The following is a 15,919-nucleotide window of genomic DNA, read 5'->3' as shown; positions in this document are numbered from 1 at the left end:
TAATCAAATAACGATATGAACACCCAAATGACACTGGAACAGTTGAACACCCTCAAACTTACGGGTATGGCCAAACGCTATCAGGCTGCACTCGCACTTCCCTCACACCAACAAGAGGATGCACATTCGCTACTTGCTTTGCTCTGTCAGGCTGAGATGGAATACCGTAACCACTACCGAACAGAGCGACTGCTAAAAAACAGCAAGCTCCGGTATAATGCAATTTTAGAAGAAGTTGTTTGCACCCCCGAAAGGGGGTTGTCCAGAGAAATGCTGATGCGTCTTTCAGACGGAATGTTTATCGAAAAGGGAGAAAACGTCTTAATCACCGGCGCTACCGGGACCGGTAAAAGCTACCTTGCCTGCGCCTTAGGGCGCAGCTGCTGTCTACTTGGCTATAAAACCCTGTACTTTGCAATGAACAAGTTCCTGGAAACACTCATTCAGGCCAAACTGGATGGCTCTTACCTCAAATGGATCAAGAATATCGCCAGCCACCAGGTCTTAATCCTTGACGATTTTGGCTTAAAACCGCTTACCCATGACGCCAGACTCGCCTTGCTGGACATCCTTGAAGACAGGTATGGAAAGTGTGCCACCATAATCACCTCTCAGCTTCCACTCGACAGTTGGTATGCATTCATAAACGAGCCCACCGTCGCTGATGCGATCCTTGACAGATTGACAGCTTCGGCTAATAAAATCGATCTTTTAGGCCGCTCCTTGAGAAGAAGAAAATAAAACTTTAATATTGATAAATCATAGACACATTCTTAGTGATCTAAACCAGCAGCTACTGGTAACCTTTCATCCGGAAAAACTGGTAACCTTTCGTCCGGAATCACTGGTAAACTTTCCCCGGAATATGCATACTAGCATTTTCTACTACCGGCCGCCAGTTAATTAGGTGGTCAATTTGCCACGGAATCAGGTGGTCAACTTCTCCGAAATACCCAGCTTAGATAGCATTTCAAGAACACCGACCAGCTCAACTGCCTTTTCTAGTTTTATTGACTTTTTCAACGCAAACGAGCTTTTAGCTTCACATAAATTGCCGCTTCTCAGCTCTTCGTCACTAAACTTGAATGTATCCTTCAGGACTGTGTTGCTTAGGGTTGCTTTAAGCTCCTGGTAGAAACTACCAAAGCTTTCGTTTTCATTGAGGTTATATTCGCCGCGGAAGAACTTCACTGAGCCAAGCACACCACCAACAAAATTTCTTTCCTTTGCGGCTCTTAGAACCTTATCGTTTGTCTTTATTAATCTTGATATTATATCTAGGCCAAATTGGTAGTCGCAGAAATCTTGTAACTGCATATGGCCAAACCCACCAGTAATAGAATAGATATCGGATTTCGCCTTCTTATTCTTGATTAAAAGGATATAGCCTTCGTTGAAAGAACTCTCATTTTTCAAAATGTCTTCACCAGGTTCAACAATCACATCTAAAAACTGTTTCCATTGAACAGTGGTAGCCCATCTTTTGTAAAATAGTCTAAATTCATATTTTGCACTGAAGTCAGCTTTCAGCTTCTGCAATCGATAGCCGTTTGAGTAAAATGATTTTTGCAGATAATCCAAATCGACAATTCTACTTTTAAGACTTCCATTATCATCTTTTTCGTCGATCTTTTGTCGCAGCTTGAAAATAGCGGTTTGTATTGTTTCTGCCATGATTTAAACTCGTAAAATTATCCAAAAGGTATATCGCCGATCATTAATCTTGGTAGCAGACTATTTCTCAAAGCCACGAGAGACAAATTCTGACTGTGATTATAATAGATTTGCTTAAATAGGTTCTCAGTGATCAAAGAAAAGCGATTGAGAACATCGTCTGATGGAACAGCCATTGGATAATTTAGAAGGGTTGCTTCTGCTACCCTCTGCCTTCCCGAGGATCCGACCATCGATTTGATAGCGTACTCACGAAATGAACTGCTTCTTGCCAGACAATATACAAAACTTGAATCAATGGCTCCTATTCCTCTGAGGACAAGAAATTCAGTGGATCCCCAACCCACTTCTTCATCCGTTAACAAACTTACAATTCCTGTCTTTCCATTTTCTAGACACGGTGTAATGCGCGCCATCAGCACATCGCCATTTTGAAACTTACTTCCTGCACTATATTCTCTGGACACATGATTTTTAATAGAAGATATGTTTTCGGACAGATCTTTCATTTCAACATATTTGGCTAGGCTACCTTTCCGAATAGAAAGCTTTGGATTGATCTCAACGAAGTCAACTAACTTGCCAACTCTCCACCCCTCCGGCAACTCATCCCCTTTCAACACACACATTTCATGAAAAAGCGTTTTTGCTATTTCTTCTAATGTTTGGTTGGTTTGACGATTGAGTTCTATTTTGTCATCAAGAGATTTCAAAATTGACACTATCTTATTCCTTTGCGTTTTATCCTTGGGAATTCGAATTGGAATACTTAATAAATTTTCCTTATTCAATTTTGGTTGAACAGCGCCAGTAACAAACGGGTTTAAATCTAGAAGACTAAAGTAATAAACGATAAAATCGTTTATTGAATCCTCCTTTTGTTTAACAATGTGCGCATGATTATTAACCCAAAACTTCCCACTTACCTTAAACGCAATGGGAGTATTTCTTGACCTAAGGTTTTCTCCATCCTCAGAAATTAGTACATAATCTCCGTCAAAAATATACTCATCGATATAATCTACTACACCGGAGGCACCATAATATGGATATGATCCTTTTTTGTTTTCTCGTTCTCTGGAATTAAGTGGAACCCTCTTATAATTATGTATTTCAGCAATTTCATCCAGTGTGCATTCAACAAATTCCATTTTATGATTTTTTAACGCCACTTTTGCATAAAGCACCCGTCCTACCCGCTCGATATGCTCCAACAAATCCACATTCGAAATCTGATGAAAAACAGATAAATCGAAAATGTAAGGAAGCAACAAATCGTCCAGTTCGTTGGCGATTTTATTTAGTATGGTAATGTTTAATTTCTCTCCTTTTAAAACCAGGTCAATATCAGAGGCGGGTTTGAAATTTCCTTTTGCTCTTGAACCATAAAGTATAGCCTGCTCCACTTCTTCATGTTGAGCCAGTATATTTTTTATTGCGGCAATCTCATCTTCTTCTAATCCGTATTGTATCATTACTCCTCAAATAAACCAAGTTGTGAGCCGTGTATCAGCTCGCTCATTTTCTTTTCAAATGCATTAAACAGAAAAATGTAAGTATCTGTTATTTCGTCATGTATTGCTTCCGCTGTCTCGCTGTTGTATGTATGTGAAGTAAGATTGCGGCTGACCAGCATATTCATCCATTCTTTGGCATCAACAATAAGTCCCATCTGAAATGCTTGACGGATCGCATCTCTCGAACCTGTTATGGAAGTATTGCCCTGATACTCCGAATAGTCCTTCATCACATTCCAGGCAAGCTCCTGTGTATATTCAAATCTCTTGATAAGGCCTTCTTTCAAAATTTCTTCCAGATCTTCGTCCAGATCCGATTCTTCGTCTTCGCCAGTTTCCGCCTTTAAGCGCTCAATCCCAATATTCAACTTGCGAAGCGCTTTTTGGTAGTTGGAGAATCTTTGAATCCACCTGATGTCTTTTGCCATTAGTCATTGATCTTAACATTTCTTCAAACTCTTCATCTGTCTCGTTTCCAGGCCACTGCCCCGCAATATCGTTAAAGGGATTTCTCTCCTTCCCTTGTTCAAGCTGGAACTTGATTTGTTGATGTACTGTCATTCCAGCAGTCGCAAAAGACATCAGTGCTTTACGGTCTTGTCCTTCAATATCAACTCCTTTGTTATTCATCGCATTTGGCGTTAAATCGTAAAACCGATGCTTTCCAAATTCAACCTGATTTGCTTTTCCAATTCGGCGCCCTGCGCGAATTGCTCGGAAAGTTTCGCGGTCAGAACCTGCATCTTTTCTTCAAAAGGTACACCGTCGACTTCTGCTTCTTCGGTGCCCACGTATCGGCCCGGCATCAGTACATAATTACTGTTGCGCACCTCCTCAATAGTTGCCGCTTTGCAAAAACCAGCTACATCTTCATAACTACCGTTGACATTTCGCCAATTATGATACGTTTGTGCGATTTTCTGAACGTCGGCATCGGTCAATTCTTTATTCCGGCGATTGACCATCACCCCCAGGTTCCGCGCATCAATAAAGAGGATTTCGTTACTCCGGTTTCTAAACTTTCCATTTGTGCGGTTTTTCGCCAGAAACCAAAGGCAGGCGGGTATCATGGTGTTGTAAAAAAGCTGAGCAGGCAAGCTCACCATGCAGTCAACTACTCCGCCCTTGATATCACTACCCTCGATCATATTTTTGCGAATTTCACCTTCTCCGCTTGTATTACTGTTCATACTGCCATTGGCAAGTACAATTCCAGCAGTCCCACTATTGCTCAATTTACTCAAGAAATGTTGCAGCCAGGCATAATTCGCATTTCCGGTGGGTGGCACACCATATTTCCAACGGGCATCATCCCGCAGTTGCTCCCCGCTCCAATCACTGACATTAAAAGGCGGATTGGCCAGAATAAAGTCTGCCTTCAAATCCTTGTGTTTGTCGTTCAGAAACGTATCACCGAGTTCGATTTTAGCATCAATACCACGAATGGCTAGGTTCATTTTGGCCAGTCGCAAGGTAGTGGGGTTACTTTCCTGGCCGTAGATGGACAGGTCTTTGATATTGCCCTGGTGTTCCAATACAAACTTCTCACTCTGCACAAACATACCGCCACTTCCGCACGCCCCATCATACACGCGCCCCTGATAAGGTTCGAGCATTTCGACCAACAATTTGACGATGCTGGCAGGCGTGTAAAACTGACCGCCTTTTTTCCCCTCTGCATCTGCAAACTGGCCCAGAAAATATTCGTATACCTGCCCCAGTAAGTCTTTTGCAGCATGTCCCGCCTGGTTAAAACCAATTGTGCCAATGAGATCAATCAACTCACCAAGTCGTGCTTTGTTCAATTCCGGATCGGCATAGAGCTTTGGAAGCACACCTTTTAAGTTAGTGTTGATCCTCTCAATCTCGTCCATTGCATCGTCAATGAACTTCCCAATTTCAGGCTGCTTGGCCCTATCCTGAATGTATTGCCAACGTGCAGTTGCGGGCACAAAAAAGACATTGTTAGCAGCATATTCATCCGGATCTTCTGCATCAGCTCCTTCGTATTCTCCTTCTCCTGACAGCAATTTGTGGTGTAAGTCGCTAAAAGCGTCAGAAATGTATTTCAAAAATATTAACCCTAACACCACATGCTTATACTCCGCAGCATCCATATTGCTGCGAAGCTTATCAGCAGTTGCCCATAGGGTTTTTTCTAATTCTCTGTTACTCATTTTACTTTTTATAAACTTAAATGTAACCGACCATTCTTTCTACTGTGCGTGTCAGATTCTACTTCGCAGCATTTAGAACAAAGGGCGACCGAACTATTGTGCAAGTAAGCGAATTTTAATGACTGGCAACAGGCATTAATCCCTTGTATTGTGACTATTCTTGACATTTCTCAGGTTTATCAAGTCATGAGCAGGCGGCAAATGATCTGCCGAAGGGCAAGTCGTTTTTCCATGGTCAAAGATGCGAAGCAGTATTTCGACCATGGGGAAACTTAGCTCGCTACTATGAAAAATCACAGAAAATCTGAAACGGGTAGAAAATGGTTGAATTTGGTCGAAAGAATTATAACTAGGTCGAGTTGGATAGAATTGGGCAGTTTTTATCAATACAACATCCCAAACATCCAGAGCGGAATCTTATCTCCATACCCCACTTCAAGCCCATCAGCAGCTACATAAGCATTCTCAACACCTGCGAGCTGTTGCCTGGATTTGTTCGCCCCTCCCACTTCAACGGTCACCTTCCTATCCAGTTCAAAGTCGCCCTTCTCCGTGTACTCAACTTTATGCAGCGGCTGAACCTGGCTCAGGAAAAAGCTTTCACGCAATGTTCCAATATCCGGACGACTTTGGTGCAATGCGAACTGAAGGTTCGGATTACTTAGATACACCTTCTCAGGTTTCTGCAATCTGGTGATGCCGAAGCTATCCCGGTGTAACAACATCAGTACGCCCAGCTCTTCCAGATAATGCATGTACTCTACTACAAGCGCCCGGCTCGTATTCAGCGTTTCGCTAAGCTTGCTGATGTTCGGTTTCATGGGAACACTTTCAGCCAGCACGACGAGCAGTTGTTTCAGCTTGTCAACAGAAGCATAACTTATCCCGTAAACTGCCGGTAAGTCGAGCTCCAAACTGAGCTGAATTGTTTCGGTTAGCTTCTGTGGGTAGACATCTTTATTCTCCAAAAAGTAGGGATAGTATCCGTATTGCAGATAGTCGTTCCAGTGAGCCAACGGTTTGATTGTCTGCGTGAGATCCAGCGCTATTTGCGTGTGATCATTCAAAAGGTCTTGCAAAGACACTGCAGGCCATGACGCTATTTGTTGGATTTGAAGAAATTCACGGAACGAGAGTCCATGCAGGTGATACATAACAGCACGGCGACTCAAATCACCTTTGCTGCGTTCCAGGTGCATGATGGATGAACCGGTAAATACGATTCGTAAATCAGGAAAGTCGTCGTAAAGGTTTTTGATTTCCTGCGACCAATTGGCATAACGGTGAACTTCATCCAGTACCAGTAGCCGCCCGCCAGTCCGGACAAACGCCTCGCCTAGATTGTAAAGTTGATGCGCACTAAAATAAAGATCGTCCAGGCTGACGTATAAAGACTGGCCGGTTGGCAATGCTGTTTGCTTTAAGTATTGCATTACGAGTGTCGTCTTTCCAGCGCCACGCGCACCTTTAATTCCGATCAATCGATTCCGTTCCCAGTCGATCTGATGGATGAAGTCACGCATGAACTTGGTTGACGTGCGTTGTAGTTTCGGTAGATATTTTGTGAAAAGCGCCTCCAAAGTGTTATTTTCAAATTACAAATTTAGTATATTTCTGTAATTTACAAATAACACTTTCACGCACGGACATCTGCGACCAGCCGTTATTCCACTCGTCACCAAATTTATTAATTGTGCTCATTTACCGTTTACTGATCGGTTTCGCCGAAACTGGATCATCTGACATCAACGGTAGCCTCCGTCGACCCTTCCATGGAAGAAAACAACACCTCGTAATTGGCTTCTATATTTTTATGGAAAGAGGCAGGGAGCCTGCCCCAATCCCGCAGTTCGACCAGTATGGGTATATTACTATCGGTGATTTTTTCACAAAGCGTGTTATATTCATCGATGGAAAGAGGCGTTAAGTCACGGGTGCGAACCACCAGATCCAGATCACTCCCACTGTGGGCCTTCCCATTGACGCGACTACCGTAAGCCCAAACCTCAATGGGTGTCTCGGTACCTTGAAAAATGTGGAGCAATGCTTTTTTGTCCTTTTCTCTTAGCAACATGTTATTGGTCATTTTGATTTTTCAGGACAGCAGACAGATCCATGCTATCCTTGATAAATTGCGGTAAGAACACCAGTGTCTCGTTTGCGAAATTCACCCCGTAATCGTGCGCCGTGTTATTTCTGTTGTCCCGGTATTGCAGCCACCGCTCGCATTGCTCGTCCGTGATCAAATCCCTTAACACGGCGTTTCTGAAAACGTTCTTAAAAACCATGCGATCAACTTCTTTGGGGCTGTGAAAATAAGGTTTCAAAGCCTTTCGCAATAATTTCCCCGCCTGCTCCAGAATGATCTCAAATTCTTTAATGCTGGCAGAACGAAACATATCATATTCAATCGTATCTACTTCCGACTTGATGAGTAAAGAATATGCTCTTTCCAAGGCGGCAATACATCTCTCCAAATAAGTTGTATCTATTTTCATCATCGGTTCAAATTTTGAAACTGGTCTCAGCATAGCTTCATGCCGTACCTTGGCAATTGCGAAACATTTAAATTTAACCCGTCCATGGTCCGAATTTATGTAAGCATTATCTCCCGATACAATATGTATTTTAGTCTGATAAACAATTACTTACCTTATATAAAATACAAAAACGGTACAAGTAACAACCAGGTGAAGATAATAGATGTTAAAAGTATTACCTCATATTTCGTCCGAATTGGCACTAAAATCTGCCGTTTTCAACATCAAAAAAATTTATTCTTAGCATTGCCCTCTCAAAAATACCTCATTTTTATTAGTTCCTTTTCATTTATCAGCTTTTCGCTAACTTCGAAGCAATCTAAGCATGGAGAATCAAATAGAAATTTATCAGAGCAACAACGGACAAAGCCATATTGAGGTAATTGTTAGGGACGAAACCATTTGGTTAAGTCAAAAACAGATTGCCTCTTTATTTGGTACAGAGGTTCCAGCGATTAACAAGCACGTCAAGAATATCTTGAATGACGGAGAGCTTAAATCGGAGGCAACTATTTCCAAAATGGAAATAGTTCAAACAGAAGGCAAACGGCAGGTCGTTAGACAAGTGGACGTTTATAACCTGGACATGATCCTGTCAGTCGGTTACAGGGTAAATTCTAATAAAGCTACGAGTTTCCGGATTTGGGCGACGCAGCGACTAAAAGACTATCTAATACAGGGCTACGCCATCAACGAGAAGCGGTTAGCCCAAAAACAACAGCAGGTCCAAACACTGAAAGATGGAATTCGTATCCTAAGCAGAGCCATTGAAACGAAAATTGGAGACACCGATGTCGAATGGCTTGACCAATTTGCAAAAGGTCTTGAACTGTTAGATGACTATGATCATGAAAATCTTGATCAGAAAGGCAGAAACACGCATCCGGCAAAATACCCGAAATTGCCAGACTATCAAAATGTGATCGAAGCCATGAGAAGCGATTCCGATTCATCTGTATTCGGAAAAGAAAAAGATGACAGTTTCAAAGGATCCATTGCCCAAATAACCAAAGGTTTCGACGATATTGACTTTTATCCTTCCATCGAAGAAAAGGCGGCCACCCTACTATATCTGATCATTAAGAATCATTCCTTTGTGGACGGCAATAAGCGAATCGCAGCGGCCTGTTTTTTACTTTTTCTGGAAGTGAATGATTTGTTAAAATCAAAAGACGGAAATCTGCTCATTAGCAATGAGGCGCTTGCAAGTTTGACGCTTTTTGCCGCTGCCAGTAAGCCAGATGAGATGGATACGGTAAAGAAATTGATTATTAGTGTGCTAAATCGGAATCAGTGAAAAATCTCTACTTACTAATTCTAAATTACCCAAACTACTCCTACGCCCTATTCTTCTTAAAATTCTCAGCCTGCTCGAAAATCTCCACATAAACCTCGTCCCTTTCAACAGGCGGGTAACCGAACTCGTCCAGCAACAGAATCAATCCGACCTTCAAAGCCGATTTTATGTCATCCCTTTTGTTCCAATCCGGGAATTTAGCTTGTCCATCTACCAGTTCCTTCACAGCCTTTGCCAGATCAACCATTTTTTCATCCGGATATCGAAAATCGTATTTTACACAGAGCTCCTTTAAGATATCGTAAAAGGCTTTTTCTTCGAAGTCGATGCCTAGCTCATCGCCTGCAGAAAATTCTTTGTGTGCTTCCCAGATCAGGTTTGTCAGCGCTTCCGCCATTTCTTCATATACCTCACTCCGCAATACATCATTTTCGTCTCGCTGATTATAGCGATCAATCAGAGATTGCATCTTTCTGGTGAAGTCAACGCCTTTTACCTTATTTACCTTTTTGATTTCCTCAATGACCTTCGCAAGCAGCTGCTGGAGTAATTTTATTTTGGTATTCGGAAGCTTGATTTTGTCAATCTTAGCGAGGTAATCTTCATCAAAAATATCTTGCTCGGTTTCTCCCTCGTCTCCCAATTTGAAGATTTCTTCTGTATGTACCCCGTTTTTCAGACAGCCAATTGTTGTTGTATTTCTTTTTTCAGCAGCAAGTTCTTCCATTCAAAGGGCGTCATATTACCGAGTCCTTCATGAGGTCTTCGCTGGTTGTACTCTTCGATCCACTCCGCTGTTAATTGTCTGACCTGGTCAAGGTCGAAAAATAAATAGGCGTCCAATATTGCTTCTCTGTAAAGCCGATTAAACCGTTCAATGAACCCGTTCTGCGTGGGTTTTCCTGGTTGGATAAACCGAGTTTCGATATTCCTAGCTGCACACCAAATTGCGAAATCCTTAGATGTGAATTCTGGCGGCCGCCGCGCGGTCCGTTGTCCGACCTAATGGCTTTTGGAAAGCCTTTGCTCAGCCCGATCCTTTCCAGAACCCTGGTAATTCTCTTTGAGGATAGCGAGGTATCAACTTCGATGGCCAAGGCTTCCCTAGAACCATCGTCGATTACATTGAACGTCCGGAATTTACGATTGCCCACCATGCTGTCACTCATGAAGTCAACGCTCCAGGTATCATTCACCTGCGCAGGCTGAACCAGCGGTTGTTTAATGCGGTCAGGTAATCGCCGCTTCCCCTTTCGCCGCTTACTCTGCTTCAAAACTTGATAAATGCGGCGGACTCGCTTATGATTCCACGGCTTACCAGATCTACGCAGGTAGGCAAAGAGCTTCCTGAAGCCATATGAGGGATTCGGACCGCCGATGCGGTTTGAAGGCTAAGTCTTGAAGCGACTCAATCACCTCAGAATCATCCTTTTTACTGCTGTAATAGTATTGAGAACGAACAAGGTCAACGATTTTACAGGCTCTGCTCACAGCGATATTGTATTCCTTAACAATCTCTTCCGTCAATTCCCTTTTTGTGGCAGAGCCCAGCCCTTTTTTGCGAAAAATTCTTTCAGGATTTGATTGTCTAGGCTTAGGTCGGCAAACATCTTCTTCAAGCGAGAGTTCTCTTCTTCCAGATCTTTCAGGCGTTTGACGTCAGAGGCTTCCATCCCACCATACCGGCTTTTCCAATTGTAAAAAGTAGCTTCGGAAATGCCATGCTGTCGACAAATCTCCTTAGTTGGGATACCCGCTTCCTGTTGTTTAAGGATCGAAACGATCTGCGTTTCGGTGAATTTGGTCTTTTTCATCAGTCTAAAATTAAGTGATATTCTCTAATTTCAAACTGTCTGCGATTATGGGACACTATCCACACATAAAATCATCATTGCTAGATAAAAAAGCACGGATTCTAAAAAATTTGAATTAGATGTTTAGTTAACTTGGCATCACTTTCATCCTAATATTTTAGGGAGGATGATTTTAGTTGAAAGTGATCAGGTAATTATCTATCCTCTCAAATAAAGTCCTGGCTAAAACATCATAACCTTTAGTACTGGCTTTGTAATAGCCCCTAAAAGCAATTTGCTACAAAAGATAATAGCGTACCGCTCAAATGACGATACGCCTTACTCACTGTACTACGCCTCTTTTGCAAGTTGAATGTTTGCAACAATTTTGATTTTTTCACCCAGTGCTAATCCGCCGGTTTCAGTCAGTGAGTTAAAGGTTACATTGAAGTCCTTCCGGTCAATGGTTCCGTTCACCTCAAATCCAACTTTTGTATTGCCCCATGGATCCCTTTGGGTTCCGCCATACTCGGCTTCTAATTCAATCTCTTTGGTTACGCCTTTGATGGTCAGGTTACCGATTAACTTAAATAAATCTCCTTTTATTTTGGTAAAAGAGGTGGAGGCAAATGTAAACTGAGGATAAGTTTCAACTTCAAAAAAGTCTGTGTTTTTCAAATGCTCATCTCGTCCCGGCTGGCCTGTATCAACACTGTTGACATCAATCGTAAATGCGATCTGAGCATTTTCAAACTGATCTCCTTCTGTAACAGCGCTGCCGCTGAACGACTTGAATGACCCCGTCACCGTTGAAATAACAAGGTGTTTTACCTTAAACTGCACTTCTGAATGTAATGCATCTACACTCCAATTGATCTTTGACATGTTTTAAAAAATTAGTTATTTCATTTAACTTATCTTTGCTCGTACCCCCTGTTTGAAAGCGTTTTCAGCAGTTTTACGATTTTTAAACGTTAACCACTCAACCCTCTGGTTTCTCAGTGGTTGATCGACTTTTCTGCCCCTAGAGGTACTTGCTTGGCAGGTCAAAATTAGATACATTTACTATGTAAAATATATCAGTATACAAAAGGATACCGGTATCCTTTTGTATATCATAGACCAACAAATGGGAATGAAAAAACCGATTCACACCATCGAAACATGCAATCAAAGTATTGGAGCAGTTCGGGACGCACTGTACGTATTGAACGGAAAATGGAAATTGCCGCTAATTGTGGCACTGTCAGAGGGACCCAAACGGTTCAAGGAGATACAGCGTGCATTGAAAGACATCACACCGAGGGTATTGTCTAAAGAACTGAGGGAGTTGGAGCAAAATGAATTCGTGAAGCGTGAAGTGTTCAACACTGTACCGGTGTCAGTCATTTATGAACTCACCGAATACAGCAGCTGCCTTGATGAGGTCATTGAGTCCCTGAGAGTTTTCGGGATGAAACACAGGGAACGGATCATTGGAGTACATCACAAGGATCCAGAGTTCGCGCTGCAAGACGAAGAAGTTTAAAACGAACTCGAAAAGTTAGCCCGGAAACCCGATGGAGATTCACCAGTTTTCGTCTGAAACAGCCTACTAAAATATGCTGGGTCATTATAACCGAGTTCGTAGGCAATTTCTTTTGCTGTTAACGAAGTATGAACTAACAGGCGTTTCGCTTCCAGGATAATGCGGTTTTTAATCACCTCATTAGGCTGCGGCAGTCGCATGCGGTTGAATTTGTGTGTGATCGTTTTCGGTGCCATGCATAGAAAATCCGCGTAATCGGCGACGGCGTGTTTGTATTTATAATGCTCTTCCACGAGTCGGGTAAATTTGCGAAAAAATTCCAGGTCACTTTGCTGATCAGTCACATCATTGGTCAAATGTTGCCTTTTCCATGAGCGTGTCGCGCGAATGAGCAATTGTTTGAGATACGTCCTGACCATTTCTTCCAGGGAACTGTCATTGAGATTGAATTCCTGTATCATTTCCATGAATAGGCCTCCGAGGAAAGTGTTTTCAGTTTCCGAAAGCTCCACTTTAGGCATATTCCGGATGTTATTAAACAACAGCCCATCACAAGCAACTTCCTGATCATGAATCTGAATACAGTAAAAATCGCGGTTGTAGAAAATGAAATAACCGCTTTGCTCACCAGTTGTTTCTAATTCAAGAAATTGATTAGGACTGACAAAAAACAATGTGGGTCGCTGTGTGTCGTAAGAGGCAAAATCCACTCTCAGTTTGTAGCCAGCGGGCAGATACAGAATCTTGATATATTCCTTATAAGCAGGCCCATTGATCAAGTCCATTTGCTGCTGGCTTACATGCAGCAATCCAAGTATCTTTAAATTGTTGTCGAAAATGGTTGTACTCATGGCTGTAAACGCTTTTTAAATTGCAGGATTCCTTTTTGTTTCAAAATATATAAAAAAACCTGTGAAGCTTTGATTTGCTTCACAGGTGAAATCATTTATTTAGTTTCTTGCAAATTTTTCAAGTTCGGAGTTGAATTTATCCATCTCTTCAATAAAAAACCCGTGACCGCCTTTTTCAAATTTTACAATGTAAGAACCTTTGATGGCTTTGTTGAGCTGTTCTGCCTGAGCGAAGTCACACAATTTGTCGTTTATGCCGTGGAATATCGCTACTGGCATTTTGATTTTCCCAAGCACAGGACGAAGATCCAGGTCACCTAATGCTGTAATGGCCTGAGTAGTAGCGTAAGGTGATGCATTCAGATTAATGCTTTCCAGCCATTTGATGGATTCCGGTGAAAGTCCGCCTTCCTGTCCTTCAAATGCTTTTCCAAAGCCTGCTACGAGTTGCTCCCGATTGGTTTTGGTTTGTTTGATAAGGTCCGTTGCGCCCTGATCCGTGATGCCGTAAGGATGGCCTTCACGTTGTTTCCATGACGGGCCGGTTGCGCCGAATACGGCTAACTTTTTGATATGAGCGCCATTATATTTGGTAATAAAGTGCAATGTTACCGCACTTCCCATTGAAAATCCGCCCAGAGTTGCGTTTTCGATTTTCAATTTTTCCAAAACCACTTTGATGTCGTCGGAGAAAGTATCGAAGTCATATTTTCCGTAAGGTCTGTCTGATTTTCCAAAACCGCGGAGGGAAATGCCGATGACCCTGAACCCTTTCTCCACCAGATATTGGTATTGATATTCGTACATCTCATTGTTCAGCGGCCATCCGTGGATGAGGACAACGGGCTGTCCTTCGCCGAGGTCAATCACCTGCAGTTTTACATTTTTCTCAACTTCAATGTATTCTTCTCTTCCCAGTGATGCGGGCTTGCGTGTTTGTGCGAAAAGGAATTGACTTTGGATAAAAGTGAATAGGAATGCGATGGTCAAGGCAATGGTTTTCATCTGAGTAGTAAGTTTGAATTTTTAAGTTAATCTGCTAACCGTTAGTAGATTGTCGTTTCGTTTTGACATTACAAAGGTGGCAGTTGAAACGGCCCGGAAGAATGGATAAAAGGCAATGCTCCTTGTACATTTTTCCCGACAGGTGAAATTATGGCTTGTAAAAGGTCGAAAGTTGATCCAATCGCTGCCTGACCAGCACATTTTTCATGGGTTCAAACCGCGCCAGCTCCACATTGTTTTTGATAACGACAATATAAAATGGCTGATTTAGCTTGGTCGTCAGGTGATAAATGGTTGCAAGCTCGGCGATATCCTCAGACCACGCCGTCATTGCGTATAAAGAAGGAAACGGCGTTTTCGAGAGCCGGCTATAAACATCAGGCGCCAGGCTGATCGGTACTGGTTTTCCGCTCCGGAAACGGGTTTGTTCCAGCAGAGAATTGATGTATGGATCAGAAGGCAGATTCATCAGACGCCAGATGTCTTTTGTAAACGCGGTCGATTTTACAGCTGCGTTTGGTTCGTTCTGATGCGGGGTAATGTTTGTGACCACATCGATAATGTGTGTGGCCTCGTGCAACAGCACATAAATGATCCCGTCCAGCTTGCCTGCTTCGACGCGCACCTTATAACTGGAATCAGTTTCCTGAATGAAACAAGTATTTTCTTTCCATGTGGCCCATTGCGAAATGTTCTCGTCCAGTAAGCTTGCCCGGAAAGTAATGTTGAACATTTTCGATCCGTCGACAGAATCAACAGGTGAGGTTAATGCCGTGTTCGGCATGTTATCCATGAAGCTGATGCTTTGCAGATGTTGTTTCAAAATGCGCTGATGCAGTGGTGTCAAATACGCAAAAGCTTTATTTACTTTCTCTTTTTCAGCTGGAGTCAACGTATGGTTAACCGGTTTCATTCCAGCCTCCCGGAAACTTTTAAAAACGCTTTCAGGTGCAATTTGAATTCGTTGAGAAGGATCTTTTTGAAGAGAGGAATTCAACTTTTGTGCAAATGTAAAAGTTGAAAAACACAGCACCATAAAAGCTGCAATCGACAATTTAAACTGCAATTTTCTGGTCATAAATATTTTCAATATTGGAGCTAAAAAAGTATTCGCAGGAATGCCGTTTACAGGTTGAGTCAAAGCATTCCTGCGAATTTGAATACTAAACTTTTAATCCGTAATCTTCAACGAACTGATAGAAGAACCGTCCAGCTCAAGGTGATAATTCATCACGATTGGACTAGCCGGAAATCTGCCGCTTACTTCTACCGTAAGTTTTCGTTTTGAGCCGGTTTGTGTAAAATCAATGGGCGTCAACTGCATGTTATACTTTTCAGTCGCCGCTTGTATCCACTGCTTAATTTCCTCTCTACCCGAATAGGACGCTCCTTCGTCGGAAACGGTTGCTTGTGCTGTAAAGTAATTGGCAAATGCTGTGCTGTCTAAGTCGTTTTGCGCCTTAATAAAGCCGGCTATATTTTCTGGAAGTTTCATGATTATGAATGTTGATGTTGATAAAAAAAAGTGTTTTTGTTT

The 15,919-nt window shown here is 42.3% G+C and carries 17 protein-coding genes and 1 pseudogene; 3 read left to right on the top strand and 15 right to left on the bottom strand.

Annotated features, from left to right (window positions below; genetic code table 11):
- Window positions 1–15 precede the first annotated feature (15 nt).
- The gene (gene istB / locus KOE27_RS08110; protein WP_215238296.1) at window positions 16–741 is read left to right on the top strand and encodes an IS21-like element helper ATPase IstB; all 726 of its coding nucleotides are present in this window, start codon (window positions 16–18) and stop codon (window positions 739–741) included.
- Window positions 742–927: 186 nt separating this feature from the next.
- Here istB and KOE27_RS08105 read toward each other — a convergent pair whose 3' ends face one another.
- From KOE27_RS08105 to KOE27_RS08070, 8 genes are all read right to left on the bottom strand, one after another.
- On the bottom strand, window positions 928–1,674 hold the full coding sequence (locus KOE27_RS08105; protein WP_215238295.1) for a hypothetical protein: 747 nt from the start codon (window positions 1,672–1,674) through the stop codon (window positions 928–930).
- A 17-nt stretch (window positions 1,675–1,691) separates the two neighbouring features.
- Window positions 1,692–3,149, bottom strand: coding sequence for a restriction endonuclease subunit S (locus tag KOE27_RS08100; RefSeq protein ID WP_215238294.1), 1,458 nt, complete (start codon window positions 3,147–3,149; stop codon window positions 1,692–1,694).
- Window positions 3,149–3,559 carry a nucleotidyltransferase substrate binding protein gene (locus KOE27_RS08095; protein ID WP_229252688.1) on the bottom strand — a complete coding sequence of 137 codons (411 nt, stop codon included), beginning with the start codon at window positions 3,557–3,559 and terminating at the stop codon, window positions 3,149–3,151. Before KOE27_RS08095 ends, KOE27_RS08100 begins: the two co-directional genes overlap by 1 nt.
- Window positions 3,543–3,821, bottom strand: a complete 279-nt coding sequence (locus KOE27_RS08090; RefSeq protein ID WP_215238292.1) for a hypothetical protein — start codon at window positions 3,819–3,821, stop codon at window positions 3,543–3,545. Before KOE27_RS08090 ends, KOE27_RS08095 begins: the two co-directional genes overlap by 17 nt.
- Before the next feature lie 11 nt (window positions 3,822–3,832).
- Window positions 3,833–5,368 (bottom strand): class I SAM-dependent DNA methyltransferase, encoded by a 1,536-nt coding sequence (locus KOE27_RS08085; protein WP_215238291.1) that lies wholly within the window; start codon window positions 5,366–5,368, stop codon window positions 3,833–3,835.
- A gap of 383 nt (window positions 5,369–5,751) precedes the next feature.
- Window positions 5,752–6,891 carry an ATP-binding protein gene (locus KOE27_RS08080; protein ID WP_215238290.1) on the bottom strand — a complete coding sequence of 380 codons (1,140 nt, stop codon included), beginning with the start codon at window positions 6,889–6,891 and terminating at the stop codon, window positions 5,752–5,754.
- 212 nt (window positions 6,892–7,103) lie between these two features.
- Complete coding sequence (locus tag KOE27_RS08075; RefSeq protein ID WP_215238289.1) at window positions 7,104–7,442, bottom strand: nucleotidyltransferase domain-containing protein; 339 nt, start codon at window positions 7,440–7,442, stop codon at window positions 7,104–7,106.
- A gap of 1 nt (window position 7,443) precedes the next feature.
- A complete protein-coding gene (locus KOE27_RS08070; RefSeq protein WP_215238288.1) occupies window positions 7,444–7,869 on the bottom strand; it encodes a nucleotidyltransferase substrate binding protein in 426 nt (141 codons plus the stop codon).
- A gap of 364 nt (window positions 7,870–8,233) precedes the next feature.
- Here KOE27_RS08070 and rhuM point away from each other — a divergent pair, with 364 nt between their 5' ends.
- The gene (gene rhuM, locus KOE27_RS08065; RefSeq protein ID WP_215238287.1) at window positions 8,234–9,205 is read left to right on the top strand and encodes a virulence protein RhuM/Fic/DOC family protein; all 972 of its coding nucleotides are present in this window, start codon (window positions 8,234–8,236) and stop codon (window positions 9,203–9,205) included.
- Window positions 9,206–9,245: 40 nt separating this feature from the next.
- Here rhuM and KOE27_RS08060 read toward each other — a convergent pair whose 3' ends face one another.
- The 3 genes and pseudogenes from KOE27_RS08060 to KOE27_RS08050 all read right to left on the bottom strand — a co-directional run bounded on the left by KOE27_RS08060 (window position 9,246) and on the right by KOE27_RS08050 (window position 11,883).
- Window positions 9,246–9,932, bottom strand: coding sequence for a type I restriction enzyme endonuclease domain-containing protein (locus KOE27_RS08060; protein ID WP_229252687.1), 687 nt, complete (start codon window positions 9,930–9,932; stop codon window positions 9,246–9,248).
- A pseudogene (locus KOE27_RS08055) lies at window positions 9,881–11,019 on the bottom strand (IS3 family transposase). The gene KOE27_RS08060 and the pseudogene KOE27_RS08055 overlap by 52 nt, the downstream one beginning before the upstream one ends.
- 330 nt (window positions 11,020–11,349) lie before the next feature.
- Complete coding sequence (locus tag KOE27_RS08050; RefSeq protein ID WP_215238286.1) at window positions 11,350–11,883, bottom strand: YceI family protein; 534 nt, start codon at window positions 11,881–11,883, stop codon at window positions 11,350–11,352.
- 223 nt (window positions 11,884–12,106) lie between these two features.
- On the opposite strand from KOE27_RS08050, the gene KOE27_RS08045 reads away from it, so the two are divergent.
- The gene (locus KOE27_RS08045; protein WP_229252686.1) at window positions 12,107–12,526 is read left to right on the top strand and encodes a winged helix-turn-helix transcriptional regulator; all 420 of its coding nucleotides are present in this window, start codon (window positions 12,107–12,109) and stop codon (window positions 12,524–12,526) included.
- Here KOE27_RS08045 and KOE27_RS08040 read toward each other — a convergent pair.
- The 4 genes from KOE27_RS08040 to KOE27_RS08025 all read right to left on the bottom strand — a co-directional run bounded on the left by KOE27_RS08040 (window position 12,523) and on the right by KOE27_RS08025 (window position 15,877).
- On the bottom strand, window positions 12,523–13,377 hold the full coding sequence (locus tag KOE27_RS08040) for a helix-turn-helix domain-containing protein (protein ID WP_215238285.1): 855 nt from the start codon (window positions 13,375–13,377) through the stop codon (window positions 12,523–12,525). The genes KOE27_RS08045 and KOE27_RS08040 overlap by 4 nt on opposite strands.
- 99 nt (window positions 13,378–13,476) lie before the next feature.
- Window positions 13,477–14,382 carry an alpha/beta fold hydrolase gene (locus KOE27_RS08035; RefSeq protein ID WP_215238284.1) on the bottom strand — a complete coding sequence of 302 codons (906 nt, stop codon included), beginning with the start codon at window positions 14,380–14,382 and terminating at the stop codon, window positions 13,477–13,479.
- 148 nt (window positions 14,383–14,530) lie between these two features.
- On the bottom strand, window positions 14,531–15,460 hold the full coding sequence (locus tag KOE27_RS08030; RefSeq protein WP_229252685.1) for a hypothetical protein: 930 nt from the start codon (window positions 15,458–15,460) through the stop codon (window positions 14,531–14,533).
- A gap of 93 nt (window positions 15,461–15,553) precedes the next feature.
- Window positions 15,554–15,877, bottom strand: coding sequence for a nuclear transport factor 2 family protein (locus tag KOE27_RS08025; protein WP_215238283.1), 324 nt, complete (start codon window positions 15,875–15,877; stop codon window positions 15,554–15,556).
- Window positions 15,878–15,919 lie beyond the last annotated feature (42 nt).

The sequence above is a fragment of the Dyadobacter sp. CECT 9275 genome (assembly GCF_907164905.1).
Lineage (GTDB): Bacteria > Bacteroidota > Bacteroidia > Cytophagales > Spirosomataceae > Dyadobacter > Dyadobacter helix.
The sequence above is the reverse complement of the archived record's forward strand: the minus strand, read 5'-3'. Positions and strand labels throughout refer to the sequence as shown.

What these genes read in the sequence shown, in the direction of transcription:
- istB (WP_215238296.1), top strand. Translation starts at nt 16, where the DNA reads ATGAACACCCAAATGACACTGGAACAGTTGAACACCCTCAAACTTACG.
- KOE27_RS08105 (WP_215238295.1), bottom strand. Translation starts at nt 1,674, where the DNA reads ATGGCAGAAACAATACAAACCGCTATTTTCAAGCTGCGACAAAAGATC.
- KOE27_RS08100 (WP_215238294.1), bottom strand. Translation starts at nt 3,149, where the DNA reads ATGATACAATACGGATTAGAAGAAGATGAGATTGCCGCAATAAAAAAT.
- KOE27_RS08090 (WP_215238292.1), bottom strand. Translation starts at nt 3,821, where the DNA reads ATGAATAACAAAGGAGTTGATATTGAAGGACAAGACCGTAAAGCACTG.
- KOE27_RS08085 (WP_215238291.1), bottom strand. Translation starts at nt 5,368, where the DNA reads ATGAGTAACAGAGAATTAGAAAAAACCCTATGGGCAACTGCTGATAAG.
- KOE27_RS08080 (WP_215238290.1), bottom strand. Translation starts at nt 6,891, where the DNA reads ATGCGTGACTTCATCCATCAGATCGACTGGGAACGGAATCGATTGATC.
- KOE27_RS08075 (WP_215238289.1), bottom strand. Translation starts at nt 7,442, where the DNA reads ATGTTGCTAAGAGAAAAGGACAAAAAAGCATTGCTCCACATTTTTCAA.
- KOE27_RS08070 (WP_215238288.1), bottom strand. Translation starts at nt 7,869, where the DNA reads ATGATGAAAATAGATACAACTTATTTGGAGAGATGTATTGCCGCCTTG.
- rhuM (WP_215238287.1), top strand. Translation starts at nt 8,234, where the DNA reads ATGGAGAATCAAATAGAAATTTATCAGAGCAACAACGGACAAAGCCAT.
- KOE27_RS08060 (WP_229252687.1), bottom strand. Translation starts at nt 9,932, where the DNA reads ATGGAAGAACTTGCTGCTGAAAAAAGAAATACAACAACAATTGGCTGT.
- KOE27_RS08050 (WP_215238286.1), bottom strand. Translation starts at nt 11,883, where the DNA reads ATGTCAAAGATCAATTGGAGTGTAGATGCATTACATTCAGAAGTGCAG.
- KOE27_RS08040 (WP_215238285.1), bottom strand. Translation starts at nt 13,377, where the DNA reads ATGAGTACAACCATTTTCGACAACAATTTAAAGATACTTGGATTGCTG.
- KOE27_RS08035 (WP_215238284.1), bottom strand. Translation starts at nt 14,382, where the DNA reads ATGAAAACCATTGCCTTGACCATCGCATTCCTATTCACTTTTATCCAA.
- KOE27_RS08030 (WP_229252685.1), bottom strand. Translation starts at nt 15,460, where the DNA reads ATGACCAGAAAATTGCAGTTTAAATTGTCGATTGCAGCTTTTATGGTG.
- KOE27_RS08025 (WP_215238283.1), bottom strand. Translation starts at nt 15,877, where the DNA reads ATGAAACTTCCAGAAAATATAGCCGGCTTTATTAAGGCGCAAAACGAC.